This is a genomic window from Tessaracoccus pujii, from assembly GCF_055326215.1.
The window spans coordinates 325,865-351,337 of sequence record NZ_JBUZNP010000004.1 but is presented as its reverse complement, the minus strand read 5'-3'; the positions used below and the strand labels follow the sequence as shown (position 1 = coordinate 351,337).

25 protein-coding genes and 1 tRNA gene are annotated in these 25,473 nt (G+C 69.8%); 20 read left to right on the top strand and 6 right to left on the bottom strand.

The window, feature by feature from the left end:
• Positions 1-110: 110 nt before the first annotated feature.
• From ACZK5N_RS08055 to ACZK5N_RS08025, 7 genes are all read left to right on the top strand, one after another.
• The gene (locus ACZK5N_RS08055; RefSeq protein WP_459017598.1) at positions 111-968 is read left to right on the top strand and encodes a PSP1 domain-containing protein; all 858 of its coding nucleotides are present in this window, start codon (positions 111-113) and stop codon (positions 966-968) included.
• Entirely contained in the window at positions 961-2,619 is a 1,659-nt protein-coding gene (locus ACZK5N_RS08050; RefSeq protein WP_463624780.1) for an alpha/beta hydrolase, read from the top strand. The genes ACZK5N_RS08055 and ACZK5N_RS08050 overlap by 8 nt, the downstream gene beginning before the upstream one ends.
• An 83-nt stretch (positions 2,620-2,702) precedes the next feature.
• Positions 2,703-2,778: transfer RNA gene (locus tag ACZK5N_RS08045), tRNA-Thr, on the top strand.
• Between the two features lie 95 nt (positions 2,779-2,873).
• Positions 2,874-3,869 (top strand): acetylxylan esterase, encoded by a 996-nt coding sequence (locus ACZK5N_RS08040; RefSeq protein ID WP_463624779.1) that lies wholly within the window; start codon positions 2,874-2,876, stop codon positions 3,867-3,869.
• The gene (locus tag ACZK5N_RS08035; protein WP_459017595.1) at positions 3,866-5,122 is read left to right on the top strand and encodes an AGE family epimerase/isomerase; all 1,257 of its coding nucleotides are present in this window, start codon (positions 3,866-3,868) and stop codon (positions 5,120-5,122) included. Before ACZK5N_RS08040 ends, ACZK5N_RS08035 begins: the two co-directional genes overlap by 4 nt.
• 84 nt (positions 5,123-5,206) lie before the next feature.
• Entirely contained in the window at positions 5,207-6,556 is a 1,350-nt protein-coding gene (locus ACZK5N_RS08030; protein ID WP_459017594.1) for a flavin monoamine oxidase family protein, read from the top strand.
• Positions 6,534-7,628, top strand: coding sequence for a winged helix DNA-binding domain-containing protein (locus tag ACZK5N_RS08025; RefSeq protein ID WP_463624778.1), 1,095 nt, complete (start codon positions 6,534-6,536; stop codon positions 7,626-7,628). Before ACZK5N_RS08030 ends, ACZK5N_RS08025 begins: the two co-directional genes overlap by 23 nt.
• 62 nt (positions 7,629-7,690) lie before the next feature.
• Here the strand turns inward: ACZK5N_RS08025 and ACZK5N_RS08020 are convergent, their stop codons facing one another.
• From ACZK5N_RS08020 to ACZK5N_RS08000, 5 genes are all read right to left on the bottom strand, one after another.
• Entirely contained in the window at positions 7,691-8,029 is a 339-nt protein-coding gene (locus tag ACZK5N_RS08020; RefSeq protein ID WP_459017592.1) for a P-II family nitrogen regulator, read from the bottom strand.
• Complete coding sequence (locus ACZK5N_RS08015; protein WP_459017591.1) at positions 8,026-9,357, bottom strand: ammonium transporter; 1,332 nt, start codon at positions 9,355-9,357, stop codon at positions 8,026-8,028. Before ACZK5N_RS08015 ends, ACZK5N_RS08020 begins: the two co-directional genes overlap by 4 nt.
• A 109-nt stretch (positions 9,358-9,466) precedes the next feature.
• Positions 9,467-9,958 carry a SixA phosphatase family protein gene (locus tag ACZK5N_RS08010; protein WP_459017590.1) on the bottom strand — a complete coding sequence of 164 codons (492 nt, stop codon included), beginning with the start codon at positions 9,956-9,958 and terminating at the stop codon, positions 9,467-9,469.
• A gap of 38 nt (positions 9,959-9,996) precedes the next feature.
• Positions 9,997-11,001 carry a TRM11 family SAM-dependent methyltransferase gene (locus ACZK5N_RS08005; RefSeq protein WP_459017589.1) on the bottom strand — a complete coding sequence of 335 codons (1,005 nt, stop codon included), beginning with the start codon at positions 10,999-11,001 and terminating at the stop codon, positions 9,997-9,999.
• Between the two features lie 8 nt (positions 11,002-11,009).
• The gene (locus ACZK5N_RS08000; RefSeq protein WP_459020434.1) at positions 11,010-11,549 is read right to left on the bottom strand and encodes an inorganic diphosphatase; all 540 of its coding nucleotides are present in this window, start codon (positions 11,547-11,549) and stop codon (positions 11,010-11,012) included.
• A 128-nt stretch (positions 11,550-11,677) separates the two neighbouring features.
• Here ACZK5N_RS08000 and dacB point away from each other — a divergent pair, with 128 nt between their 5' ends.
• The 11 genes from dacB (at position 11,678) to ACZK5N_RS07945 (ending at position 21,261) form a co-directional block, all read left to right on the top strand.
• Positions 11,678-13,087, top strand: coding sequence for a D-alanyl-D-alanine carboxypeptidase/D-alanyl-D-alanine endopeptidase (gene dacB, locus ACZK5N_RS07995; RefSeq protein WP_459017588.1), 1,410 nt, complete (start codon positions 11,678-11,680; stop codon positions 13,085-13,087).
• Positions 13,087-14,064, top strand: coding sequence for an Rv3626c family coenzyme F420 biosynthesis-associated protein (locus ACZK5N_RS07990; protein ID WP_459020433.1), 978 nt, complete (start codon positions 13,087-13,089; stop codon positions 14,062-14,064). The genes dacB and ACZK5N_RS07990 overlap by 1 nt, the downstream gene beginning before the upstream one ends.
• Complete coding sequence (tilS, locus tag ACZK5N_RS07985; protein ID WP_459017587.1) at positions 14,051-15,022, top strand: tRNA lysidine(34) synthetase TilS; 972 nt, start codon at positions 14,051-14,053, stop codon at positions 15,020-15,022. Before ACZK5N_RS07990 ends, tilS begins: the two co-directional genes overlap by 14 nt.
• A gap of 11 nt (positions 15,023-15,033) precedes the next feature.
• Entirely contained in the window at positions 15,034-15,585 is a 552-nt protein-coding gene (gene hpt, locus ACZK5N_RS07980; protein ID WP_459017586.1) for a hypoxanthine phosphoribosyltransferase, read from the top strand.
• A gap of 125 nt (positions 15,586-15,710) precedes the next feature.
• Positions 15,711-17,738, top strand: coding sequence for an ATP-dependent zinc metalloprotease FtsH (ftsH, locus tag ACZK5N_RS07975; protein WP_459020431.1), 2,028 nt, complete (start codon positions 15,711-15,713; stop codon positions 17,736-17,738).
• A gap of 1 nt (position 17,739) precedes the next feature.
• Entirely contained in the window at positions 17,740-18,306 is a 567-nt protein-coding gene (gene folE / locus ACZK5N_RS07970) for a GTP cyclohydrolase I FolE (RefSeq protein ID WP_459017585.1), read from the top strand.
• Between the two features lie 4 nt (positions 18,307-18,310).
• A complete protein-coding gene (gene folP, locus ACZK5N_RS07965) occupies positions 18,311-19,120 on the top strand; it encodes a dihydropteroate synthase (protein ID WP_459017584.1) in 810 nt (269 codons plus the stop codon).
• Positions 19,121-19,193: 73 nt separating this feature from the next.
• The gene (gene folB, locus ACZK5N_RS07960; RefSeq protein WP_459020430.1) at positions 19,194-19,550 is read left to right on the top strand and encodes a dihydroneopterin aldolase; all 357 of its coding nucleotides are present in this window, start codon (positions 19,194-19,196) and stop codon (positions 19,548-19,550) included.
• On the top strand, positions 19,543-20,106 hold the full coding sequence (folK, locus tag ACZK5N_RS07955; protein WP_459017583.1) for a 2-amino-4-hydroxy-6-hydroxymethyldihydropteridine diphosphokinase: 564 nt from the start codon (positions 19,543-19,545) through the stop codon (positions 20,104-20,106). The genes folB and folK overlap by 8 nt, the downstream gene beginning before the upstream one ends.
• Complete coding sequence (locus ACZK5N_RS07950) at positions 20,103-20,597, top strand: DUF3180 domain-containing protein (protein ID WP_459017582.1); 495 nt, start codon at positions 20,103-20,105, stop codon at positions 20,595-20,597. Before folK ends, ACZK5N_RS07950 begins: the two co-directional genes overlap by 4 nt.
• A gap of 58 nt (positions 20,598-20,655) precedes the next feature.
• The gene (locus ACZK5N_RS07945) at positions 20,656-21,261 is read left to right on the top strand and encodes a hypothetical protein (protein WP_459017581.1); all 606 of its coding nucleotides are present in this window, start codon (positions 20,656-20,658) and stop codon (positions 21,259-21,261) included.
• 6 nt (positions 21,262-21,267) lie between these two features.
• On the opposite strand, the gene ACZK5N_RS07940 is transcribed toward ACZK5N_RS07945, so the two are convergent.
• A complete protein-coding gene (locus tag ACZK5N_RS07940) occupies positions 21,268-22,188 on the bottom strand; it encodes an NADH-quinone oxidoreductase subunit D-related protein (protein ID WP_459017580.1) in 921 nt (306 codons plus the stop codon).
• A 263-nt stretch (positions 22,189-22,451) separates the two neighbouring features.
• Here ACZK5N_RS07940 and ACZK5N_RS07935 point away from each other — a divergent pair, with 263 nt between their 5' ends.
• Both ACZK5N_RS07935 and ACZK5N_RS07930 read left to right on the top strand, forming a co-directional pair.
• On the top strand, positions 22,452-22,772 hold the full coding sequence (locus ACZK5N_RS07935) for a histone-like nucleoid-structuring protein Lsr2 (RefSeq protein WP_459017579.1): 321 nt from the start codon (positions 22,452-22,454) through the stop codon (positions 22,770-22,772).
• A gap of 111 nt (positions 22,773-22,883) precedes the next feature.
• Positions 22,884-25,394: an ATP-dependent Clp protease ATP-binding subunit gene (locus tag ACZK5N_RS07930; protein WP_459017578.1), complete on the top strand. Its 2,511-nt coding sequence runs from the start codon at positions 22,884-22,886 to the stop codon at positions 25,392-25,394.
• Positions 25,395-25,473: the final 79 nt, after the last annotated feature.

Here is a 25,473-nt window from a genome sequence, read left to right as displayed (position 1 = left end):
AAAAAAACAAAAAACAAACCCCCCCCCCCCCCCCCCCCCCTTCCCCTCCCCCCCCCCCCCCCCCCCCCCCCCACGCCCGGGCCGTTTGGGCCGTTCACTAGGCTGACCTCATGGCACGGGTGATGGCTGTCGCCTTCGAGCGATACGGCCAACTGCACTATCTGGACCCAGGCGTCCACCAGTACGCGGTGGGGGACTGGGTCCGTTACCCGACGCCTGACGGCGACGAGGTGGCCCAGTGCGTGTGGGCTCCCGAGGAGGTCGTGGACGGTTTCGTCGGCCTTCCGGTCTGCCCCGGCCCGGCGGATGCGGCGGACCTCGCCCGCGACGAGGCCAACCGGCGGATCCGGGAGGAGGCCACAGGGCTGGCCAAGGGCCTCATCGCCAAGCATCACCTCCCGATGAAGGTCGTGGGGGTGGACTACGTGGATCGGTCGACCGAATTCGACCGCCTCGTGGCCATCTACTACACCGCACCCCAGCGGGTGGACTTCCGCCAACTCCTGGGCGACCTCGCCCGCGCTCTCGAAGCCCGCATCGATCTGCGGCAGGTGGGTGCCCGCGACGCCGCGCGGCTGATCGGGGGCGTCGGAAGCTGCGGGCGCGAGTTCTGCTGCACCACGTTCCTCACGGACTTCGAACCCCTGTCTCTGCGCCTGGCGCGCGTGCAGGGACTTCCCTCCAATCCCCTGCAGATAGCCGGTGCCTGCGGCCGGATGATGTGCTGCCTCAAGTACGAGCACCCCCTCTACGTGGACTTCCTGCAGCGCGCGCCGGGCGTCGGGGACCAGGTGAGCGTGGACGGGGAGCCGGGGGTGGTCACGGGTCATCAGGTTCCCCTGCAGTCGGTCACTGTCCGGCGTCCGGGCGGGGAGATCGTCCGGTGTCCGTTGGAGGCGGTATGCACAACGGCGCACGGCCGGCGGGTAGTGGAGCAGGAGCTCGCGGGTAAGGGCGCGGATGAGTAGGAGAGTCACCCTCATCCAGGCGGTGTTGGCGCTCATCGCGATCACGCTGGTGGGCACTTTGTTCCTCGGCGGTTTCGTGGGAGGACGCAACCGTGATCAGCCCGCATCGCCACACACTCCTGGGCCGGCCACCCCGTCGCCACTGGCCGCCGGTGCCCGGATGCCGGGGATGCCCGAGGTTCCGGTCGAGGACCACGAGACCTTCCCGGACGAGCCCGGCCGCGACGCGGACCGTCAGCTGGACTACCAACCCATCGACACGCCGGAGGTGGAGTTCGTCGCCCCGGCCGGAGGCCTGGAGGCCTACGCCACCCAGGTGGTGGACTGGGAACTCTGCGATGAGGATGCCTCCGCCGGGCAGTGCGCCACCGTGAAGGTCCCCCTGGACTGGGACAACCCGGCCGGGGAGGCCATCGAGATCGCGGTGCGCCGCGTCATCAATGGTGATTCGTCGCGCGGGCCGCTGTTCGTCAATCCCGGGGGGCCCGGGTTCGGTGGGCAGGACATGGCCCAGCAGATCGCCGGCCGATGGACCAACTACGACACGGTGGGCTGGGATCCGCGAGGCACGGGTGAGAGCACCGCAGTGGTGTGCGGCACGCTCGAGGAGACCGATCAGATCTTGGGGCTGGACGCCAGCCCGGACGACGCAGCCGAGGACCGCGCGCTCCAGGAGGGGGCCGCCGACTTCGCGCGGCAGTGCCGCGACGGGTCCGGCAAGCTGCTGGATCACATCACCACCATCGACGTGGTGCGCGATCTCGATCTGCTCCGCCGCCTCCTGGGCGCGGAGAAGCTGAACTACGTCGGCGTCTCCTACGGCACGTACGTCGGCGCGATGTACGCCGAGCTGTTTCCCGGTTCCGTGGGCCGGATGGTGCTCGACGCCGCGGTGGACATCACCGGCGAGGGCGACACCCCCCAGACCGAGGGCTTTGAACGCGCGATGGCCAACTTCACGCAGTGGTGCGCGGGCTCGGACCTCTGCGGCCTGGGCGATGAGCAGCAGGAGATCACGGACACGATCGACGATTTCCTGACCGGACTCGACGCCCGGCCGATCCAAGTGGGTGACAGGCGGCTGACGCAGAGCATGGCGGCCACCGGGATAGCGCTGTACCTCTACGAGACCGAGGAGGCCTACCGCACCCTGGCCCAGGTGATCGCGTCCGCCATCGCAGGGGACGGAGAGGCACTGCTCTACTCGGCGGACCTCCTCAATGGGCGCGGCCCGACGGCGTACGAGACCATCGCCTACGCGTTCCCGGCCATGGTGTGCGCGGACGCCGCGGACGAGGGCGTGGCGCCGGTCCCCCAGGAATGGCGCGACACGTTCGACGAGGCCCCGCTCATGGCGCCCCACATGGGCATGGGCTACACCTGCCAGCTCTGGACGGCCGAGTCTGCGCCGCAGATCAGGATCACCGCCCAGGGCGCGCCCACCATCCTCGTCGTGGGCACCACGGGCGATTCGGCCACTCCGTACGAGCAGGCGGGGGCCATGGCCGAGCAGCTCGAGTCCGGCACGCTGCTGACCCTGGAGGGCGCCGGCCACGGGGCCGTCACCGGGGACAACGGCTGCATCGCCGACGCCGTGGACGCGTACCTCTACGACGGCGTCGCCCCGGAGGACGGCACGACCTGTTCCTAGCGCAGCCGTGCCGGCCGTCCGGGTCCTCCGGGGCGCACGCGCTTTGCCGCGGCGAAGCGTCGCCGGTATAGTTCCTGCGTGCTGCCGCCCTAGCTCAGTTGGTAGAGCGACGCTCTCGTAAAGCGTAGGTCACGGGTTCGATTCCCGTGGGCGGCTCCAGTGCGGGCCCCGGTCGAAGACCGGGGCCTCGTGCGTCCCGGCACCACGGATGGGCCGCGTCGCGGCCGTCGGTGGGGATCGATAGAGTGCCGCCCATGGCCCAGTTCGATCTGCCCCTCGACGCCCTGCGCACCTATCAGCCCGACGTGCCCGAATCGCCGCGCTTCGACGAGTTCTGGTCATCCACGCTCGCTCACGACGAGCCCGTCGCGCTGCTCGACGAGGCGCTGATCGACAACCGGCAGGCGCTGATCGACACCTACGACCTCACGTTCACCGGCTTCGGCGGCGCGCCCGTCAAGGCGTGGCTGCATGTCCCCGCCGGTGCCAGCGGCCCGTTGCCGACCGTCGTGCGTTACCACGGGTACTCGGTCTCGCGAGGCATGCCGCTGGCTCCGGTGTTCGCCGCCGCCGGGTTCGCGCAGTTCGACCTCGACAATCGAGGGCAGGGCTGGCATTCCGCGAGCCTATTCGAGCGGACCCCGGATCCGGACGTGGCGGCGGGGGAATTCGGCCCGGCCGGTCCCATGACCAAGGGCATCTCGTCGCCGGAGACCTACTATTACCGCCGGCTCATCACCGACGCGGTGCGGATGCTCCAGCTGGCGGCCGCTCATCGGCTCGTGGATGAGTCCCGGATGTTCATCGCCGGAGGATCGCAGGGCGGCTATCTGACGCTCGCCGTCGCCGGGTTGGCGCCTTCCCTGGGGCTCAGCCTGGCCGGCGCCATGCCGGACGTGGCGTTCATGTGTCACATCCGCCGGGCGGTGTCCCTCACCGACGACGCCCCGTTCTCCGACATCGCCCGCTTCATCAGGGCGGCCCCTCATCTGGAGGACGCGGTGTGGGAGACGCTGGGCCACTTCGACGGGGTGTCGTTCGCGCGGCGTGCCGAGTGCCCGGCGCTGTTCTCGGTGGCGCTGGCGGACACCATCTGCCCCCCGTCGACGGTCTTCGCGGCCCACAACGCCTACGCCGGGCCGCGCGACATGGTCGTGTATCCGCACAGCGGCCATGAGGGTGGCCAGGACGTCCAGACATGGCACCAGCTCGGTTGGCTGGCCGGCCGCATCGGAGAGGACCACGCATGACCCGCCCCATGTTCGGTGAGCGCCCGGACCGATTCGAGGATGCTGTCCACCGTCAGTTCCTCGTCGAACACCGCCGAGATCTGCTGGACTTCTATCAGCCCGAGGTGTGCCTACCCTCCGGGGGTTTCGCATGGATCGGGAGCGACGGGCGCGCCATGCCGGAGATGGGCGCGCAGCTGTTCATCGGCGCCCGCATGACGCACGTATTCTCCCTCGCCGCCCTCGAGGGGCGCGCAGGGGCCCGGGAGGTGGTGGAGCACGGCCTGGACTTCTACCTCGACGGACCCGGCCGGGACGCCCAGTTCGACGGGTGGGTGCCCGTCGTCGGCGGGGACGCGCCGCAGGACCGCAAGGAACTCTACGGGACGGCCCAGCTCCTCCTGGCGGCCAGCTCGGCAACGGTGGCCGGCTTCAGCCGCGGACGGGCGCTGCTGGACGCGGCCTCGGCCGTGATCGACCGCCACTACTGGAGCGAGGAGGAGGGCATCTGCGTCGAGGGCTACGACCGCACGTTCACCACCCTCGACGAGTACCGCGGCCAGAACGCCAACATGCACCTCACCGAGGCTTACCTCGCGGCCTACGAGGCCACCGGAGAGGGCAAGTTCCTCACGCGGGCAACGTCGATCGCGCGGAGGATCGCCGCGGGCGCCGCCACTCCCGAGGACGGGGCATGGCGCTTACCGGAGCACTTCACGGCCCGCTGGCAACCCTTGGGCCAGTACAACGCCGACGACCCCCGCCACGCGTTCCGGCCGTACGGCTCACAGCCTGGTCACTGGCTCGAGTGGACCAAGCTCCTGCTCCAGCTGAGGGGGTTGGGCGCGGACGAGCCGTGGATGCTGCCTGCGGCGACAGCGCTGTTCGAGGGGGCCATCCGCGACGCGTGGGCGGCTGACGGCGGCTTCGTGTACACGGTGGACTGGGACGGTACCCCGGTGGTGGAGGAGCGGTTCTTCTGGGAGGTGGCGGAGGCCATGGGCGCGGCGCGCTACCTGTGGCTCGCCACGGGGGAGGAGCGCTACCAGGAGTGGTACGAGACTCTCTGGCGGTTCGCGGATGCGCACTTCATCGACCATGAGCGCGGAAGCTGGCACTCAGAGCTGGATCCCACCAACGCGCCGGTGGCGCACACCTGGGAGGGTAAACCGGACCTCTACCACGTGTATCAGGCCACGTTGTACGCGTCCCTCCCCGCGGATCGAGGCTTCGCGGTGTGGCTGGCCACGCACCCATCGGGGGCCCTCGCTTAGGAGACTCCGGCGCCTCGATGAAGGGCGGGCCTTGTAGGCTGGGCATCGCTTCCCCGACCCGGGGATCCGTCTAGGAGGAACACCGTGTTCGACTGCGCCATCATCGGGGCTGGCCTGGCAGGGCTCGTGGCCGCGCGATACCTCACGGACCGCGGCCTGTCCGTCACGGTGCTCGAGGCCCGGGACCGGGTGGGGGGCCGCGTCGAGAACAAGGTATTGAGCGACGGGTCCTACGTCGAACTCGGCGGGCAGTGGATCGGGCCTGGGTTCGATGAACTGCTGGAGATCATCGAGGACCTCGGTCTCGACACCATCGGTCTCCCCGCCCGCGGGAACCTGGTGGTCCGCCTCCGCGGCCAGGCTCTGCAGGTGCCGTCGAAGGAGGACGTCGCGGCGCTGACGCCCTTCGAGGTCTCCGACCTCGGGCAGGGGCTGCTTCGGCTTCGTCGCCTGGCGGAACGCCTCCGCGATGATCCGGCATGGCGCAAGGCCAACGACGCCTGGCTCAAGCAGGACCTGCGGCGATGGGTCACCACGAACCTCCGCACGCACGGCGCCCAGCGCAGGTTCGGCGAGGTCTACGCGGCCGCCTTCGGGCCCATGCCGAAGGACGCCACCCTCGTCGAGGGGCTGCACCAGGTCAACTCGGGTCCGGATCTCGAAACCATGCTGGCCAGCAACGGGGGCCTGCATCAGAAGCGGGTCGACGGTGGTATGGCAGCGGTCGTGGACGCCCTCGCCGCCCGCCTCGGAGACGTGGTGCGCCTCGGCGCCGAGGTCTCGCGGGTGGAGCACACGGACCAAGGTGCCCGGCTGATCCTGGCCGACGGCCACGTGGTGGAGGCCCGGCAGGTCATCTCGACACTTCCCCCGCGGCTCGCCGTCGCGCTGCCCCACGAGCCTCCCCTGGCGGCATGGCGCGGCGAGGCTGCGGACAAGGTCTCCCCGGGCAACGTCATCAAGGCGTTCCTCATCTACGACAAGCCGTTCTGGCGCGAGCTGGGCTTCTCCGGCCAGTCCAGCGCCGACGAGGGCGCCGTCAGGGTGACCTTCGACACCACGTCGGACAACTCCGAGCGCGGGCACCTCATGGGGTTCTTCGAGGGGGCAGACGCCGACAGCCTGTCGCGCCGCTCCGTCACGCTGCGCGAGCGGGCCTTCGTGGATTCCGTGGTGCGGACGTTCGGCGAGGTCGCCGCCAAGCCGCTGTCGTACATCGAGCGTGACTGGTCCACCGAGAAGTTCACGGGCGGCTGCCACGGCGCCCACTTCGCCCCCGGCGTCTGGACCACCAACGGACCCATCCTGGCGGAGCCCGACGGCGTGCTGCACTGGGCCGGGGCCGAGTACGCCACGCGGTTCAACGGATACCTGGAGGGCGCCGTGCGCTCCGGCCGCGAGGTGGCCGCTGTTGTCGCCCGCAATCTCGCCTGACCCTCGGCTCGGCAGGCTGCGCCTCGTGGCGCAGGGCCTGGTCACGCGCCCCTACGCGAGGCCCGCGGACGCCGTGGGCGCGTTCGGCGCCATGCAGGCCCAGGACCTGCCCGGTGTGCTCGCCTCGGCGGTGCTTCGCGCCCAGGGGGACGTTGGCTCCGTGCTCGAGGACCTGGACGAGGGCCGGATCGTGCGCGGTTATCCCATGCGTGGGACGGTGTTCCTGCTGCCGGGCACCGACGCCGCGTGGATCACGGAGCTGTGCGCGCGTCCGTCGTTGCGGGCCGCCTCGGCACGGAGCCATCAACTGCAGCTCGATCAGGCCCAGGTCGACCTTGCACGGGCACTCGCCGTCGGCCGGCTCGACGACGGCCCGGTACCGCGCGCAGAGCTGTTCGCACACTGGGACGCCCACGGGCTGGCTACCGCGGGCGGCCGGGGCTACCACCTGCTGTTCCACCTCATCGCCGGCGGCACCCTCTGCTACGGGCCGTGGAACGGCACCGAGCAGGATCTCATCCTCGCGTCGCGATGGCTGCCCCAGGGCTCGAGCCTGGAAGGCCGGTTCAACGGGGACCGGGTGGCCGGCGTCGCCGAACTTCTGCGCCGCTACCTGACCAGTCACGGTCCGGCGACAGTGCGCGACTTCGCGTGGTGGACCAAACTCGGCCTGGGGGAGATCCGCACGGCCTTGGCCCACGTCTACGACCACCTGGACAGCGACGGCGCCGAGGAGCCGAGCTTCTGGCGCCCGGGACTCGTGGAGGAGGCCGCCGCGCTGGGGAGGCGACCTTCAGCCGCGCTGCTGCTGCCCGGATTCGACGAGTTCATCCTCGGCTACCAGGACCGGCTGTTCGCAATGTCGGCCGAGCAACACCACCGGCTCGTGCCGGGCAACAACGGGGTGTTCAAGAAGTCCATCGTGGCCGGCGGAGTCGTGCGCGGGGTCTGGGCACGCGCCGGGCGCCCCGGTCGGCGATCCCTCGAGACCGACGAGTTCGTGCCACTCAGCGCGACGCTCCGGTCGAGACTGGGCGCGTTGTTCGCGGCCTATCCCTTCGTCACCGCCTGAGGCTCGACGCAGAGGGAGGGCGACGCGTGGTGCGTCGCCCTCCCTCTGACAGTCCTACGGACTCAGATTGCTGCGGAGCCCTTCTCCCCGGTGCGGATCCGGACGATCTCATCGACGGGCGTCGACCAGACCTTGCCGTCGCCCACGGCGCCGGTGCGGGCCGCGCGGGTGATCACGTCGATCACAGCCTCCGCCTCGCCGTCCTCCACGATGACCTCGATCTTGGCCTTCGTGATGAAGTCGATCGTGTACTCGGCGCCTCGGTAGAACTCCTTGTGGCCGCGCTGGCGGGCATAGCCGGAGCATTCGGTGACGGTCATGCCGGCCACGCCGTGCTGGGCGAGCGCGATCTGAACCTGGGTCAACATGGTGGGCTGAACGATTGCCGTGACGAGCCTCATGCCTGCACGTCCTCTCGGGGGGTGGGAACGATCAGCGTCTGCCGAACGCCGTAGGTGGAGTAGCCGACCGCGCTGAGGTCGTAGCCGGTCTCAGCGTGTTCGACGGTGTCGATGCCCTGCGTCTCGGCCAGTTCGGCGACCCGCAGGCCCATGACCTTGTCGAGGACCTTGGCGATGATCAACGTCACCACGAAGGAGTAGACCATCACCACGAGCGCGCCGAGCGCCTGCCGCCAGAGCTGGTCGACGCCGCCGCCGTAGAACAGGCCCGCCACGCCCGCGGGTGAGGCCGGATCGGCCAGGAAGCCGATGGCCAGGGTGCCGACGAGCCCGCCGACCAGGTGGACGCCGACCACGTCGAGCGAGTCGTCGTAGCCGAGGCGGGACTTCAGGCCGATGGCGAATGCGCAGGCCACGCCGGCGAGGACGCCGATGATCAGCGCGCCGAGGGGGCTGACGGAGTGGGCGGCGGGCGTGACGCCGACCAGGCCCGCGACGATGCCGGAGGCGGCGCCCAGGCTGGTGGCGCGACCGTCGCGGAGCCGCTCGACCAGGAGCCAGCTCAGCATCGCGGCCGCAGCGGCGGCCAGCGTGTTGATCCAGGCGACGCCGGCCATCGCGTTGGCGCCCAGCGCCGAGCCCGCGTTGAACCCGAACCAGCCGAACCACAGGATGCCTGCGCCGAGCATGACGAGGGTGAGGTTGTGGGGACGCATGGGAGTGCGGCCGAAGCCCAGGCGGGGTCCGATCACGATGGCCAGGGCGAGCGCCGCGGCTCCCGCGTTGATGTGGATGGCGGTGCCGCCGGCGAAGTCGATGGCCTGGATGCCGTTGGCGATGAAGCCGCCGGTCTCCGCGGTGCCGCCGTCGAAGCTGAAGACCCAGTGCGCGGCGGGGAAGTACACCAGGAGCGCCCACACAGCGGCGAAGACGGCCCAGGCCGAGAACTTCATGCGGTCGGCCACGGCGCCGGAGATCAGCGCGACCGCGATGATCGCGAAGGCGGCCTGGAACCCGGCGAAGACCATGGCCGGCACCGTGAAGGTGGCCCGCTCAGGGTCCATGAGGCCGTTGAGGAACAGGAACTCCAGGGGGTTGCCCAGGAACCCGCCCATGGAGTTGCCGAAGGCCATGGAGTAGCCGACGACCACCCACAGGACCCCGACGACGCCCATGGTGGTGATCGACATCATGAGCATGTTGAGCACGCTCTTGGCGCGGACCATGCCGCCGTAGAAGAACGCGAGACCGGGGGTCATGAGCAGCACCATGGCTGCGCTCACCAGGACCCAAGCGGTATCGCCTGCGCTGATTTCGAGAACTGTCATGGACGGAATCCTGCAGGGCGCCCGTGTCGGCTGAGCCGTCGCACGGTAACGGTTGGGTAAGGGATGGCGGGCGCGTGTAACGATGTGTCGCCGGTGCGTTACCGCACGGTTAACCGGGCCGCTTGATCTCTTCCAGCCGGATCGTCGAGAAGTCGCCGGCGGCCAGATCGGCCCAGGATCCGTCGAACACGAACGTGGTGTAGGCGGAGGTGGGGAACCAGCACTGTGCCTGGTCCGCCTCGGCGCGGTTGCTCGCGTAGGCCAGCTCGGCCACGAGGCTGGGGATCGTGGGTGCATGGCCGACGACGAGGAGGCCGGTGATGTCCGGATCGGTCTCGCCGATGCGCTGGAGCATGGTCTCCGTGCCCTGGTGGTACAGGGCGTCCTGGAACTCGACGGGGATGTTCAGGCCAAGGGCGGCGAACGTCTCGCGGGTGCGCTCGGAGGACGACACCAGCGCGTAGCCGAGGCCCAGCCCGGCGAGCGCGACACCTGCCTCCTGCGCCTCCCGGACCCCGCGCGGCATGAGCCGGCGGGCCTTGTCACCGCCGACGTTGTTGGCCTCGGTCTTCGCGTGGCGCATGAGCACGAGTCGTCGCATGGGTCGAGCCTACGCCGGGGAACAACCGCGGAGCTCCGTCAGGACCGGGTGGCCACGATGAGGTCGCGCTTGATGGACGAGTCGACGCGGTGGGCGAACCGCTCCCAGGCGCCGCCCTCGCACACGTCGAGCCCGGCCCCGGCCAGCATGGCAGCCAGGTCCTGCCGCGACAGCCCGAACGTGTTCCAACTGATCCCCAGCGCGCCGCCGTGCATGAGTTGTCCGGCCCACACCGGGATGGCCTCGCCGAGAAGGCCTGCGGGTGACCGGTCACGCTTGCCCGCGACCCCGCGCACGTCGGTGGAGGAGCCGTGAACGACGCCGTAGGGGGCGTCGGCGACGATGGCGTCGAATCTCTTCCTGCCGAACAGGGCCGCGGAGTCCCGCGTGTCTCCGGTGAAGGAGGTGAGGTGCAGCGTGGCGCCCTCGAGCCTGAGCTCCGCGTCGAATCTCTTGCCCACGGCCTTGCCGTCACGTCTGACGGGGGTCGTGTCCGCCGTGTGCTTGAGCCTCTTGCGGCGTAGGTAGGCGGTGTAGAACGAGGCCATCTGCTCGAACGCCTTCGCGTCTCCTTCAACGCCGTATGCGTCGTGCCCGAGGAGGAGGGCCGTCGACAGGGTGGTGCCGCGCCCGGCGAGCGGATCGAGGATCTGGCGCGGGCCCGTCGGCTCACGGGTGAGGGCCGCCAGCGTGACGTTGAGGAGCAGCTGCGTGAACTGCTCATTGGTCTTGCCCTGGTACTTGGGGATGCTGACCAGGTCCTCGTCGAGCACGAACGGCCGGGGGAGGGCGACGGGGCGCAGCAGGTCCCCTTCGAGTTCGAACAGCGCGAAGCACGCCGACTGCCGCGCCACCGACTCCAGCTGAGGCTCGGCCAGCCCGGGGGAGTCGAACGCCAGATAGCTGACCCCCGCAAGGTCCACCTCGACGATGTCCCGCGCGAAGGGCGCGGTCAGTTCCAGTTCGGCGGCCGTGAGCGGACCGGACTCGCCGGCGTACACGCGGTTGGCCGACGGCGTACGCAGCATGAGGTAGCGGGGCATGTCGCCGATCAGGCCAGGTTGAGGTGGTGATGCTCGTAGGGGGTGCCCTTCGCGCGCTCGAACGACGCTGAGACCTCCGCCTCGGCCTCCTCACGGCCCGTCCACGTGGCCCCCTCGACGGACTTGCCCGGCTCGAGGTCCTTGTAGACCGAGAAGAAGTGCTCGACCTCCAGGAGCAGGTGCTCCGGCACGGAGGACAGGTCAGTGATGTGCTTGCGACGGGTGTCCGCGGTGGCGACGCAGAGCACCTTGTCATCTCCGCCCATCTCGTCGGTCATGCGGAACATCGCCACGGCGTAGCACTCGATGAGGCAGCCGGGGAACGTGGGCTCGGCGCCGATGACCATGGCGTCCAGAGGGTCTCCGTCCTGGCCGAGGGTGCCCTCGACGAAGCCGTAGTCGTACGGGTACTGGGTGGAGGTGAACAGGGTCCGGTCCAGCCGGATGCGCCCGGTGTTGTGGTCCATCTCGTACTTGTTCTTGGTGCCCTTGGGGATCTCGACCGTGACGTCGAACAGGATGCGACGGCCGGGATCCACGGGGGTCATGCCGACGGGTGCGTCTTCGCTCACTGAGGGCACTCCTATGATTGAGATCGGTGCCCGCTGCAGCAGCGGGTCAACTACCCCTGCAGGATACAGGTTCGGAGGACACCGTGCGGACACGCTCGAGGACCATGGAACGGGTCCTCGCGTGGCTTCTGGTAGGGCTGTTGCTCATCGCCGTGTTCGCCGCTGCGCTGTTCCACCAGCCACTGCTGCAGGCCGTTGGCGCCACGCGCGACGGGGCGCCCACCACCATCCCGCCGGCGCTGTTCTCGCCCTCGCCCTCGCCCACGCCGGAGACCGCAGCCGCGGGTACCGGGCTCGCCGACGCCGCGTCCGCGCCACCTGCCGGGATCATGCCCGTCCGCGCGACGCTCGACGCCCGGCTCGCCGCACTGGACCGGACCGCCCTGGTGGGGGTCGACGGCGCGCCGGTCCAGGTGGCGTGGGAGGTCCTCGACGTCACGACGGGCGACGTGGTGGCCGCCAGCATCAGCGACACGCCGCTGATCCCCGCCTCGAACACCAAGACGCTGACCACCCTGGCCGTCATGAGCGCGTTCACCGGCTCCGAGCGGTTCGCCACCACCGTGGTCCAGCCGGCCCCGGGGCAGATCGTGCTCGTGGGTGGAGGCGATCCCCTGCTGCGCAGCGTTCCCGCGGAGGCGGGCTCCTATCCGCAGCCGCCCACCACCCAGCAGCTCGCCGGGGCGACCGCCGCCGCGCTGAAGGCAGCCGGCCAGACAGAAGTCACGCTCGGCTTCGACGCCACCCTCTTCACCGACGAAGGGTGGAACTCCACCTGGCCGTCGAACTACCGGGACCAGGTCACCCAGCTGTCGGCGCTCTGGGTGGACGAGGGGCAAGTGGGCGGCGCCCGCAGCCGCACGCCAGCCCTGGCCGCGGCGACGGTGTTCGCCGCCCAGCTCTCGGCCGCCGGCATTACAGTCAGCGGCGCCCCCGTCGCAGCGGTGGGTAGCGGGGCGGAGATCGCCAGGGTCGAGTCGCTCCCCGTCCACGTGCTCGTCGAGACCGCCATGAACAGGTCCAACAACTCCTTCACCGAGGTGCTGGGCTTCCAGCTGGCGCTGGCCACCGGACGCCCGGCCACGTTCGCCGGGTCGGTCGCCGCCATCGAGGAGCGCCTGGCCTCCCTCGGCCTCTGGGACGACGGCGCCGAGCTGTACGACGCCTCCGGCCTGTCGCGCAGCAACCTCGTCACGGCGCACATGCTGGCCGCGGCCATGCGGCGCATGAGCACCGATCCCCGCCTCTCCGTCGTCCTCGACGGGCTTCCCATCGCCGGAGTCACCGGCACGCTGTCAGACCGCTTCACCGACGATGTGTCGCGCCCGGCGCGGGGGGTCGCCCAGGCGAAGACCGGCACGCTCTCCTTCGTGTCCACCCTCGCCGGCACCGCGCTCACGGCCGATGACCGCCAGCTCGCCTTCGCGTTCCTCGTCAACGGCACCCCCGACGGCTTCTCGGCCAAGCTGTGGACGGACCAGGCCACCGGGGTCGTCGCCTCGTGCGGGTGCTGATGGAGCACGCCCCGATCCTCAACTGGGCCATCGCCCGTCGCGTCGCGTCCTCGGCGGCCGGGGAGCTTCCCGCGCTGTCGCGGCCGGAGGCGCAGCGGCTGGCGGCCGACCTCCGGGTGACGGCGCGGCTGGCCGGCGAGGTGGCCGGGCGCCACCTGGGCCTGGACAGCGCAGGTGCGAGCGACATCAGGGTGGTGGACTGGGCAGGCTGGGGACGTGCCGTGAGGGCCATGGCCGACGGCGCCGTCGCCGAACTCGGCCTGCCCGCGCGCCGCCCCGCGGCGCTCAATGCCCTGCGCGGCGTCGGTAATGGACTCGTCGCCGGCCTCGCCATCGGGGCGGTGAGCCGCAGGATGCTCGGCCAGTACGACGCCTTCACCGGAAGCCGCGCCCTGTATCTCGTGGCGCCCACCATCGTGGCGCACGAACTCAGCCACGGTTTCGTGCCGGCGGACTTCCGGCTGTGGATCGCGCTGCACGAGCAGACGCACGCGCTGCAGTTCCACGCCGCGCCCTGGTTGGGCGACCATCTGCGGGGGCTGATGACGCGCCTGGCCGCAGACGACGCGCACCTGCTGGAGGGGCTCGCCGGTTGGCGTTCGACGGGCGACGTCGCGGCGCTGCTCACCTCTCCATCCGCCCGGGCGGACCTGGCCTCCCTCATCGCGACCATGACCTTCCTGGAGGGTCACGCCGATCACGTGGCCGATCAGGCCGGCCGACGGCGGATCGGCACGGTGGCCGCGCTGAGGCGCGCCTTCCAGCGGCCGCGGAGCCGGTCGCTGCTCACACGCCTCTCCGGCTCGTTGAACAAGGACGCCCAGTACCGCGACGGGCTGGCGTTCTGCACCGCGGTGCACCGCGCCCGGGGGCCCAAGGGTCTGGCGGCCGCCTTCGCGGCTCCGGACGCTCTCCCGGGACCCGGCGAGATCGCCGATCCCGCCGCCTGGGTGCGGAGGGTCCATGGCGCGGCGTGAGCTGGGGCCGGCCGCCCTCCGCGTGGCGCAGGCTGTCGCGGCGGTGCTCCCGACCGGTCCGGTGACCGTCGGCTGCTCAGGCGGCGCGGACTCCACGGCCCTCGCGCTGGGCGCGCAGTGGGCGGCCGTGCGCGCTGGGGCGACGATCCGCGTGCTGGTGGTGGATCACGGGCTGCAGGCCGGCTCCCGGGGCGTGGCCGACGCCACGGTCGCGCGGCTGGCCGCCGTCGGGATCGACGGTGCGGTCGAGTCCGTGACCGTGCCCCCGCCCCACGCCGGCGGGCTGGAGGCGGCCGCCCGGGAGGCGCGGCTGGCCGCGCTGGAGGCCCCCGGGGCTCCGGTCCTGCTGGGGCACACGCTGGACGACCAGGCGGAGACGGTGCTGCTGGGGCTGCTGCGCGGCGCCGGGACCCGGTCGCTGGCCGGCATGGCGCCGGTGCGCGGCCGGTTCCTCCGCCCGCTCCTCGGACTCCGACGCTCGGACACAGAGCAGGCGTGCCGGGAGTGGGGGGTGGACGTGTGGCACGACCCCATGAACCAGGACCCCCGGTTCGCCCGGGTCGCCGTGCGCGGCTACCTGCGGGACCTGTCGGCGGCGCTGGGACGCGACGTGGGCCCGGCGCTCGCGCGTACGGCCACGTTGGCCAGGGCGGACGCGGACCTGCTCGACCAGTTGGCCGCGCGCGCCGTCGGCGAGCGAGGGACGCTGCCCGTGAATGACCTCGACGGGCTGCCCGACGCGCTGCGGTGGCGCGCGATCCAGCGCTGGCTCGGCGTCAGGTCACCGACGGCGGGCATGGTGCACGTCATGGCGGTGGCCGCCCTCGTGGACCGCTGGCACGGGCAGGGAGCGGTGACGGTCCCCGGCGGCTCGGTGGAACGCGCCTCCGGCGTCCTGGTGTACACGCCGTCTCCGCGGGATGGGGCCGGGGCTGCGGCACCGGCGCCGTCGCGATAGGCTGACCAACCGTGGATGCCGCTGACGTTGCACAAGACCTTGAAAAGGTGCTTTTCACCTCTGACCAGATCCAGGCCCGCGTGGCCGAGATCGCCGCACATATCGACGAGGACTATCTGGGCCGCGAGGTGCTCCTCGTGGGCGTCCTCAACGGCGCGGTGATGGTGATGAGCGATCTGCAGCGCGCCATGCGTAGTCACGTCCAGATGGACTGGATGGCGGTGTCGTCCTACGGTGCGGGGACCCAGTCCAGCGGGGTGGTGCGCATTCTGAAGGACCTCAGCGTGGAGTTGGAGGGCCGCGACGTCATCGTCGTCGAGGACATCATCGACACCGGCCTCACGCTGTCCTACCTCATGAGCAACCTGGCGTCCCGGGGGCCGGCCTCGCTGGAGATCATGACCATGTTCCGCAAGCCGGACGCGGCGCAGATCGACGTCCCGGTGAAGTACGTGGGCTTCGAGATCCCCAACGAGTTCGTGGTCGGTTACGGCCTGGACTACGCGGGCCGCTACCGCAACCTGCGTGACGTGGGCACCCTCTCGCCCCACGTCTACAGCTGACCGCGCGCCCCTCCCCGGGCGTGAGCGACGGCGGGGCCGGTTGGGCCCGCTGGTAGTGTTTCGGTGCACCCCACCGTCGCCCTATTAGATCGGCTTTGCCCGTGCAGAAGTTCTTCAAGAGCCCGATGGCCTGGATTCTGATCAGCCTGCTCGTCCTCCTCATGGGCATGCAGCTGCTGAGCAGCGTCACCGGATTCCAGACCGTCCCCACCTCGGAGAGTCTCGCGCTACTCAACAGCGATGAGCAGCTGCGCGAGGTGGTGCTCGTCGACGGCGAGCAGACCATCCAGATCACCGATGACCAGGGTGTCAAGACGCAGTCCGCGTGGGTGGGCAACCAGGTGGACGACATCATCCCCATCCTGGAGCGGCGCGAATCAGAGGGCACCCTCGAGCGCTGGTCGGGCACCAACCCCAGCCCCGGGCTGCTGTCCATGCTCCTCTACACGGGTCTGCCATTCCTCATCATGATCCTGGTGTTCTTCTGGATCATGCGCTCGATGTCCGGCGGCGGCCAGGGAGGCCCGCTGTCGTTCGGGAAGTCCAAGGCCAAGCTGGTGAGCAAGGACACCCCCAAGACGACGTTCAAGGATGTGGCGGGGGCACAGGAGGCCGTGGAGGAGCTCGAGGAGATCAAGGAATTCCTCGCCGAGCCCGCGAAGTTCCAGAAACTGGGGGCGAAGATCCCCAAGGGCGTGCTGCTGTACGGGCCGCCCGGCACCGGTAAGACCCTGCTCGCGCGCGCCGTCGCGGGGGAGGCGTCGGTGCCGTTCTTCTCTATCTCGGGGTCGGACTTCGTCGAGATGTTCGTCGGGGTGGGCGCGTCCCGCGTGCGGGACCTGTTCAACCAGGCCAAGGAGAACGCCCCCGCCATCATCTTCATCGACGAGATCGACGCCGTAGGCCGCCACCGAGGCGCCGGCATGGGCGGCGGGCACGACGAGCGCGAACAGACCCTGAACCAGCTGCTGGTCGAGATGGACGGCTTCGACGTGCGCGGCGGCGTCATCCTCATCGCCGCCACCAACCGGCCGGACGTGCTGGACCCGGCACTGCTGCGCCCCGGCCGCTTCGACCGGCAGATCGGCGTGGAAGCGCCGGACTTCGACGGTCGTCACAAGATCCTGCAGGTGCACGCCAAGGGCAAGCCGCTCTCCAGCGATGTGGACCTGGCATCGATCGCCCGTCGCACGCCGGGATTCTCCGGCGCGGACCTCGCCAACGTCCTCAACGAGGCGGCCCTCCTGTCGGCCCGCATGAACCAGGAGATGATCCGGCAGCCGCAGCTCGACGAGGCCATCGACAGGGTCATCGCCGGGCCGCAGAAGCGCACGCGTCTCATGAACGACCGCGAGCGCCTCATCACCGCCTACCACGAGGGTGGCCACGCGCTCGTCGCGGCCGCCCTGCCCGGCAACGACCCGGTGCAGAAGGTCACCATCCTCCCGCGTGGGCGCGCCCTGGGGTACACCATGGTCATGCCCGACGCGGACAAGTACTCGCAGACCCGCGCCGAGTTGCTGGACCAGATGGCCTACATGATGGGCGGCCGGGCCGCCGAGGAGCTCGTGTTCCACGACCCCACCACCGGGGCCTCCAATGACATCGAGAAGGCCACCAAGGTGGCCCGCGCCATGGTGATGCAGTTCGGCATGAGCGAGCGGGTCGGGGCCGTCAAGCTCGGCGGCGGTGACTCGGAGCCCTTCATGGGGATGCGGGGCACGGACTCCAGCCAGGAGTTCTCGCAGGCCATGGCGGCCGTCGTGGACGACGAGGTGGCCAAGCTGATCCACACGGCCCATCAGGAGGCGTTCGACGTGCTCCAGGAGAACCGCGACGTCCTGGATGAACTCGTCCGGCAACTGTTCGCCAGGGAGACCCTGAACAAGGCGGAGGTGGCCGAGGTGTTCACCGGGCTCCGGCGCCGGGACAAGCGCCCCGCGTGGACGGGCTCGGACTTGCGCCAGCCCTCGCACCTGCCACCCGTGGACGTGCCCCCCGCTCCGGACGGCCCGGCAGGCGGCCCGGCGGTCCTCCCCTCGCCGCCCACCCCACCCGGCGTCGGGCCGGACTTCCAACCGGGCTCCGGCCCGCAGCCCCCTGAGACCGGACCGTCTCCGTGGGGTCCGCCCGTCCCGCCGGCCGGTCACTGACATGGCCGTCGACCACACGCGAGCGGCGGCCGCGGTACGCGAACTTCTCATCGCCATCGGCGAGGACCCGGAGCGCGACGGGCTGCTGGAGACTCCCGACCGGGTGGCACGGGCGTGGGGCGAGTTGCTGGCCGGTCACGGGGCCGACGCGTCCGGCGTGCTGGGCAAGACCTTCGACATCGCCCACGACGAGATGGTGCTGGTCAAGGACATCGAGCTGGTCAGTACCTGCGAACACCACCTCCTGCCCTTCACCGGCGTGGCGCACGTGGGCTACATCCCGTCGGTGAACGGGCGCGTGACCGGGCTGTCCAAGCTCGCGAGGCTGGTCGATGTCTACGCCCGCCGGCTGCAGGTGCAGGAACGGCTCACCACCCAGATCGCCGACGCACTCGTCGAGCACCTCGACGCGCGCGGCGTCATCGTCGTGGTGGAGGCCGAGCACACCTGCATGACCATGCGCGGGGTCCGGAAGCCGGGGAGCCGGACCGTGACCTCAGCGGTCCGCGGGCTCCTTCGGCAGCCCGCCACCCGCGCGGAGGCGATGAGCCTCATCATCGGGAGGTGACGCGATGACCCTCGTGATGGGGATCGTCAACGTGACCCCCGATTCCTTCTCCGACGGCGGACGCTTCCTCGACCCGAAGGAGGCGCTGCGGCATGCCCGGAGGATGCTGGCAGAGGGAGCCTCCCTGATCGACATCGGCGGCGAGTCCACGCGCCCGGGCGCGCAGCGGGTGTCCCTCGACGAGGAACTGGACAGGGTGGTTCCCGTGGTGCGGGCGCTGGCTGCGGACGGTGTCCGGGTCTCCGTGGACACCATGCGCGCCGATGTGGCGCGGGAGGCCATCGAGGCCGGCGCCGCCATCATCAACGACGTCTCCGGCGGGCAGGCCGACGCGGACATGCTGGGAGTGGTGGCGCGCTCGAGGGCGGACTTCGTCGTCATGCACTGGCGGGAGCACTCTGTCCGCATGCAGACGGCCGCCCTGTACTCCGACGTGGTGGGCGAGGTCCTCGCGGAGGTGACCGCCCAACGGGACGCGGCCCTCACCGCAGGGATCCCGGGGGAGCGGATCATCCTGGATCCCGGTCTCGGCTTCTCGAAGTCGTGGGACCACAACTGGACGGTACTCAGGCACCTGGACCGGTTCCAGGCGATGGGTCACCGGGTGCTCATCGGCGCCTCCCGTAAAGCCTTCCTCGGCGAGCTGCTGGGCGGACGGGAGCCTGAGGGGCGAGACGGCGCGACGGCTGCCGTGTCCTTCTGGTCGGCGCTGCACGGGGTGTGGGCGGTGCGCACCCACGACGTGATCCATCAGGGCGACGCCATCGCGGTGGCGCGTCGCCTCAGGCACGAACACCCCATCGAGATCCACTGAGAGCAGGCCCCCGCGGCCCAGCCGTCGGAGAGCCGTGCGGTAGGGTCGGGGCAGGGCCGGAGGGAGCACGCACATCGACAGGATCACGCTCACAGGACTCACCGCGACGGGATTTCACGGGGTCTTTCCCCACGAGCGTCGCGACGGTCAGCCGTTCGTCGTCGACGTGGTCCTGGAGCTCCCCCTGGAGACCACGACAGACGAGTTGGCGGACACCGTCAGCTATGCCGACATCGCCGACATCGTCGAGTCGGTGATCACGGGACCGCCACGCAACCTCATTGAGACAGTGGCTGGGGAGATTGCGGAGAGGTGCCTGGACCATGGCAGAGTGGGCAACGTCACGGTCACGGTGCACAAGCCCCGGGCGCCCCTGAGCCAGACCTTCACGGATGTTGCCGTCACGATCAGCAGGAGTAGAGATGTCTAACGGTCCTTTCGATATCGATGTCGACACGCTGGGCAATCTGCGCCCCATTGCGAAGGTGGTGCTGAGCCTCGGGTCCAACATGGGGGATTCGGCCGCCATCCTGCAGGAGGCGGTGGACTACCTCGCTGAGACCCCGGACCTGATCCTGGTCGACGTGTCCCCGGTGTACGAGACCAAGCCGGAGGGCGACGTCCAGGAGCAGGCGGACTTCCTCAACCTCGTCGTGGTCGCGGAGTCCACGCTCGAACCGCTCACCCTGCTCGATCGCGCCCAGGCCATCGAGGAGAACTTCGGCCGGACCCGGGAGCTGAGGCACGGCCCCCGGACCCTGGACATCGACATCATCATGGTCGGCAAGCGGATCTCCGAGGACAGCATCGAACTGCCTCACCCGCGCGCGCACGAGCGCGCCTTCGTGCTGGTGCCGTGGCTGGACATCGACCCCAACGCCGAGATCGCCGGACACGGCCCCATCGCGGACCTGGTCGATGACCTCGACACGTCGACGGTGACCCGCCGCGACGACGTCGTCATCACGGCCGCCACAGGCTTTTGAGCGACGGGCCGCGCCTCGGCCTGACCACTGCCCGTCAGGCCGTCATCTCGGTGCTCGCGGGTGCCGTCATCTGCGCCCTGATCCTGCTGGGTTTCGAGGCCGCGGGCTCGTTCCCTCCTGTGGTGCCCTGGTCGGTTCCCCTCCTCATGGTTGCGCTGGCGGTGGGGGTCGCGGTGTACGCGCGGCTGCTGCCGAAGCGGATCCACGAGCACCGGGTCGAGCCGCAGGAGTCAGTGGCGGCCCTGGCCATCGGCAAATCCATGATCATGACCGGTGCGGTGCTGGCAGGTGCCCACGTGGTCTACGTCGCGCGGTACCTGCAGCTCTTCGACGCCCCCCTGCCGTCGGCGCGTGTCGTCCAGGGCGCCGCCACCATAGTCGCGTCGCTGCTGCTCGCCGGGGCAGGCGCGCTCCTCGAACGGGCCTGCGTGGTCCGCGACGACGATGACGACGATGACAAGCCCAACAACGGGGTGGCCTCCCCGGCGTGATCACGACACGCCCGGCCGCCTGACCGGGAGTTCTGGTCCGACCGCCTACTCTGACGGCATGGCTGGTCGACACGCTTCACAGAAGTCCACAGAGCGGACGCTCGCGCTCACGATCCTGGGTGTGGGCACCGCGGTCTCCCTCGCCTCCCTGGTAGGTGACGTGTGGATCCTCCGCGGTGGCGTGCTCGTCGCGGTGGCCATGGCGTTCGTCGCCGTGTGGGCCGCGTGGCGCGAGCTGAAGGCCGAGCGCGAGCGCCACGTAGTGGAGATGAAGCATGAGGTGGGGCTGCGGTCTCAGCAGGCCTCGCGGTTCCACGAGGAGTCCGTGGCCATGATCGTCCGCTTCAACGCACGCGCCGAGAACCTGCAGTCCGTGATCGCCAAGCTGCGCAGCCAGCTGGGTGCGGCCAAGGCCGAGCTGAGCTCCATGCGCGGCAACGCCGCGTGGCTGCGTGCCGAGGTTGCCGAGCGCCAGGCGCGGATCGAGGCACTGGAGGCCCGGATCGCCGAACTGGAGGCCGAGGACACCGCCAACATCGTGGACCTGCCGCGCCGCGTCTCGCCGAGCGTGGCCGACATCTGGGGCGAGAACGAGCACCCCACCATGGTGAACCTGACCAAGCTCAACCTCGAGATGCTTCCGGAGTTGCGCCGCCAGGCCTGACCCCGTCTACTTGTCGGCATCGCCGACGCTGTAGCCCACCGAGGCGACGGCGTCGGCGATGCGGTCTTTCGGCACCCCCGCCAGGGCACGGGCGAGAACCGACAGGTTGCTGAACGACGGCGTCCGGAGCGCCACACGCCACGGAGTGGCGCCACCGCGCGAGACCATGAGACACGACGCGATCCCCCATGGGGCCTCGATTTCCGTAGCATGCTCGCCCTCGGGCACCTTCAGCCGCCGCGACAGCCGGATCGCCACGTCGCCGGGGCCGTCCTCGGCCAGGGACCGAGCCATCCGGATCATGTCGACGCTGGTGCCCAGCTCGTCGATGAGGATCGCCAGACGGGCCTCGGCGTCCCCCGCCGTCCTCAGTCCCGCTGGCCTGAAGAGCTCGCCGTAGGACAGGTAGCCGCCGTGCCGACGGTCCACGTCCAGTCCGCAGGCACGGGCCACCGGACCGGACAGGCCGTAGCCCAGGCAGATCTCGGGGTCCAGCACCGCCAGGCCGGAGAACCGGCTGGTCCCGGCGAGGGTGGCCCGCAGATCCGCGGACAGCCGCGCGACCTCGTCGAGGTGGGGCTCCAGGCCAGCCAGCCATCCCTCCGGCGCGTCCGTGGCGAGCCCGCCGACGCGGCACAGCATGGGATGGACCCGGTTGCCCGTCCACGCCAGCATGTGACGTCGAAGCCCGTCCACGGTGGTCCAGAGCCGGCCGGAGAGCTCGCCGTCGGCCAGGTAGCTGAGGTAGGAGAGGTGGCTGTGGATACGCGCATACTCGGCCAGCAGCGTCCGCAGAATTGTCGCCCGCGGCGGAGCAGTAAGACGCATTGCATTCTCCACAGTGAGCACCAGGGTCAATTCACCGCTGAAGGCGGCCAGCCAGTCATGACGGTCCCCGAGCATGATCATCGATCGGAAATCACGCACCTCGAATAACTTCTCGGCGGCTCGGTGACCATAGCCGGAAGTGACGTCCGCGGCGGTCACCACATCCCCATCAAGGTCGATGCTGAGTCGAATCAGGCCGACGCTCGAAGGATGCCTCGGCCCCAATGTCACGGCAGTATGGCCTGGGAGCGAAAGTCCTCCGACCGTCATCAGTTCCACAGACCTCATCTCGAATTCCTTTCCCTTTCAGGGTGATGCGCGGTAGTGTTCTCCGGAGAATCCCATCCCCCCAAGGAGCATTCATGGCACGTCAGATCCGCGTATTTCTCGTCGACGACATCGATGGCACCAATGACGCCCGCACAGTCGAATTCTCGCTCGGGCGCGACGCGTACACCATCGACCTCTCCGAGAAGAATGCCAGCAAGCTCGAGGCGGCGCTCGCGCCATTCATCGAGAAGGCCACCAAGGCGGGCCGCAAGTCCGCGCGCAAGGCCGCGGCACGCTCCACCGGCAAGGACACCAACGCGGTCCGCGAGTGGGCACGGGCCAACGGCTTCGAGGTGTCGGACCGCGGCCGCGTCCCCGCCCAGATCCTCGCGGCCTACGAAGCGGCCCAGTAACGGTCCACGTTCGCGGCCAGTGAACCGCGGAGGATTGGTTCCCTCGCTGGCATCAGTAAGCTAGAGGCGGCTGCCCGTCGCACGTCGTCGGGCCGCAGGAGGGAAGTTTTCATGTTCGAACGGTTCACGGACCGCGCACGCCGCGTGATCGTCCTGGCACAGGACGAGGCGAAGCTGCTCAACCACAACTTCATCGGCACCGAGCACATCCTGCTCGGCCTCATCCATGAGGGTGAGGGTGTGGCGGCGAAGGCGCTCGAGTCGCTCGGCATCGCGCTGGAAGCGGTGCGCGAGCAGGTCGAGGAGATCATCGGCCAGGGGCAGCAGGTTCCCACGGGGCACATCCCGTTCACCCCGCGCGCCAAGAAGGTGCTGGAGCTCTCGCTGCGCGAGGCGCTCCAGATGAATCACAACTACATCGGCACCGAGCACATCCTGCTCGGCCTCATCCGTGAGGGCGAGGGCGTCGCGGCCCAGGTGCTGATCAAGCTCGGCGCCGACCTCAACCGGGTCCGCAACACCGTGTTGCAGCTGATCACCGGATACCAGGGGCGCGAGGCGTCCATGTCCGGCGCCCCGGAGACGGGTCCCGAGAAGGGCAGCTCGCAGGTCCTGGACCAGTTCGGCCGCAACCTCACCCAGGCCGCGCGCGAGAACCAGCTGGACCCGGTCATCGGCCGCGTCCACGAGATCGAGCGCGTCATGACCGTGCTCAGCCGCCGCACCAAGAACAACCCGGTGCTGATCGGTGAGCCCGGCGTGGGCAAGACGGCCGTCGTCGAAGGGCTGGCCCAGGCCATCGTCCGCGGAGACGTGCCTGAGACGCTGCGTGACAAGCAGATCTACACGCTGGATCTGGGCGCCCTGGTGGCCGGCTCGCGCTACCGCGGTGATTTCGAGGAGCGCCTGAAGAAGGTGCTCAAGGAGATCAAGACCCGCGGCGACATCATGCTGTTCATCGACGAGATCCACACCCTCGTCGGGGCGGGCGCCGCGGAGGGCGCCATCGACGCCGCGAGCATCCTCAAGCCCATGCTGGCCAGAGGGGAGCTCCAGACCATCGGGGCCACCACCCTGGACGAGTACCGCAAGCACATCGAGAAGGACGCCGCGCTCGAGCGCCGCTTCCAGCCCATCCAGGTGGCCGAGCCCTCGGTCGCGCTCACGGTGGACATCCTCAAGGGCCTCCGGGACCGGTACGAGGCGCACCACCGGATCACCATCACGGACGAGGCCCTCGTGGCCGCGGCCACCATGGCGGACCGCTACATCCAGGACCGCTTCCTCCCGGACAAGGCCATCGACCTGATCGACGAGGCCGGGGCCCGGCTGCGCATCCAGCGCATGACGGCGCCGCCGGACCTGCGTGAATTCGACGAGGCGATCGCGGCCAACAAGCTGGAGAAGGACGCCGCCATCGACGCGCAGGACTTCGAGCGCGCCGCACGCCTCCGTGACGAGGAGCAGAAGCTTCGCGCCCAGCGCGCCGAGCGCGAAGAGGCCTGGAAGCAGGGCGATTCGGACATCCCCGCCGTCGTCGGCGAGGAGGAGATCGCCGTCGTGCTCTCCGGGTCAACCGGCATCCCCGTGTTCAAGCTCACGGAGGAGGAGTCCCAGCGGCTGCTCCGCATGGAGGAGGAACTGGGGAAGCGCTACATCGGGCAGAACGACGCCGTCAAGGCGCTCTCGCGGTCCATCCGGCGCACCCGCGCCGGGCTCAAGGACCCCAAGCGGCCCAGCGGTTCATTCATCTTCGCCGGGCCTTCGGGCGTCGGCAAGACGGAGCTGACAAAGGCGCTCACCGAGTTCCTGTTCGGGGATGAGGACGCCCTCATCACGCTGGACATGAGCGAATACTCGGAAAAGCACACCGCGTCGCGGATGTTCGGTTCCCCTCCCGGTTACATCGGGTACGAAGAGGGCGGGCAGCTCACGGAGAAGGTCCGTCGCAAGCCGTTCTCGGTGGTGTTGTTCGACGAGATCGAGAAGGCCCACCCGGACATCTTCAATTCCCTGTTGCAGATCCTCGACGAAGGTCGGCTCACGGACGCGCAAGGCAGGGTGGTGGACTTCAAGAACACTGTCATCGTGATGACCACGAACCTCGGGTCGCGCGACATCTCGAAGAACATCAACCTCGGGTTCACCCGGTCCGGTGACCAGGAATCGGGGTACGAGAAGATGAAGGCGAAGGTCTCGGATGAGCTGAAGCAGCACTTCCGCCCCGAATTCCTCAACCGCGTCGACGAGATCGTCGTGTTCCATCAGCTCACGCAGGCCGATATCGAGCGGATCGTGGACCTCATGGTGGCGCAGATCGAGTTGCGGCTCAAGGACAAGGACATGGGCATCGAGCTCACGCCTGCGGCCAAGACGCTCATCGCGAAGCGCGGCTTCGACCCGGTGCTCGGTGCCCGCCCGCTTCGGCGGGCGCTGCAGCGCGACATCGAGGATCTGCTGGCGGAGAAGATCCTGTTCGGCGAGATCCAGGCGGGCCAGATCGTCCAGGTCGACGTCAGCGAGGAGGGCGCAGAGCTGCCGTTCAAGTTCACCGGCGTCGCGAAGGCGGACCTGCCCGAGCTTCAGCCGGTGGCAGAGGGCGACGGAGCAGCCACCGCCTGACCAGGGTGCATACGGGCGGGGGGGGAAATCGGGGCCGCCCCAACCACCCGTCCCCGTCCACCGGCTGGCAAAGACAAGG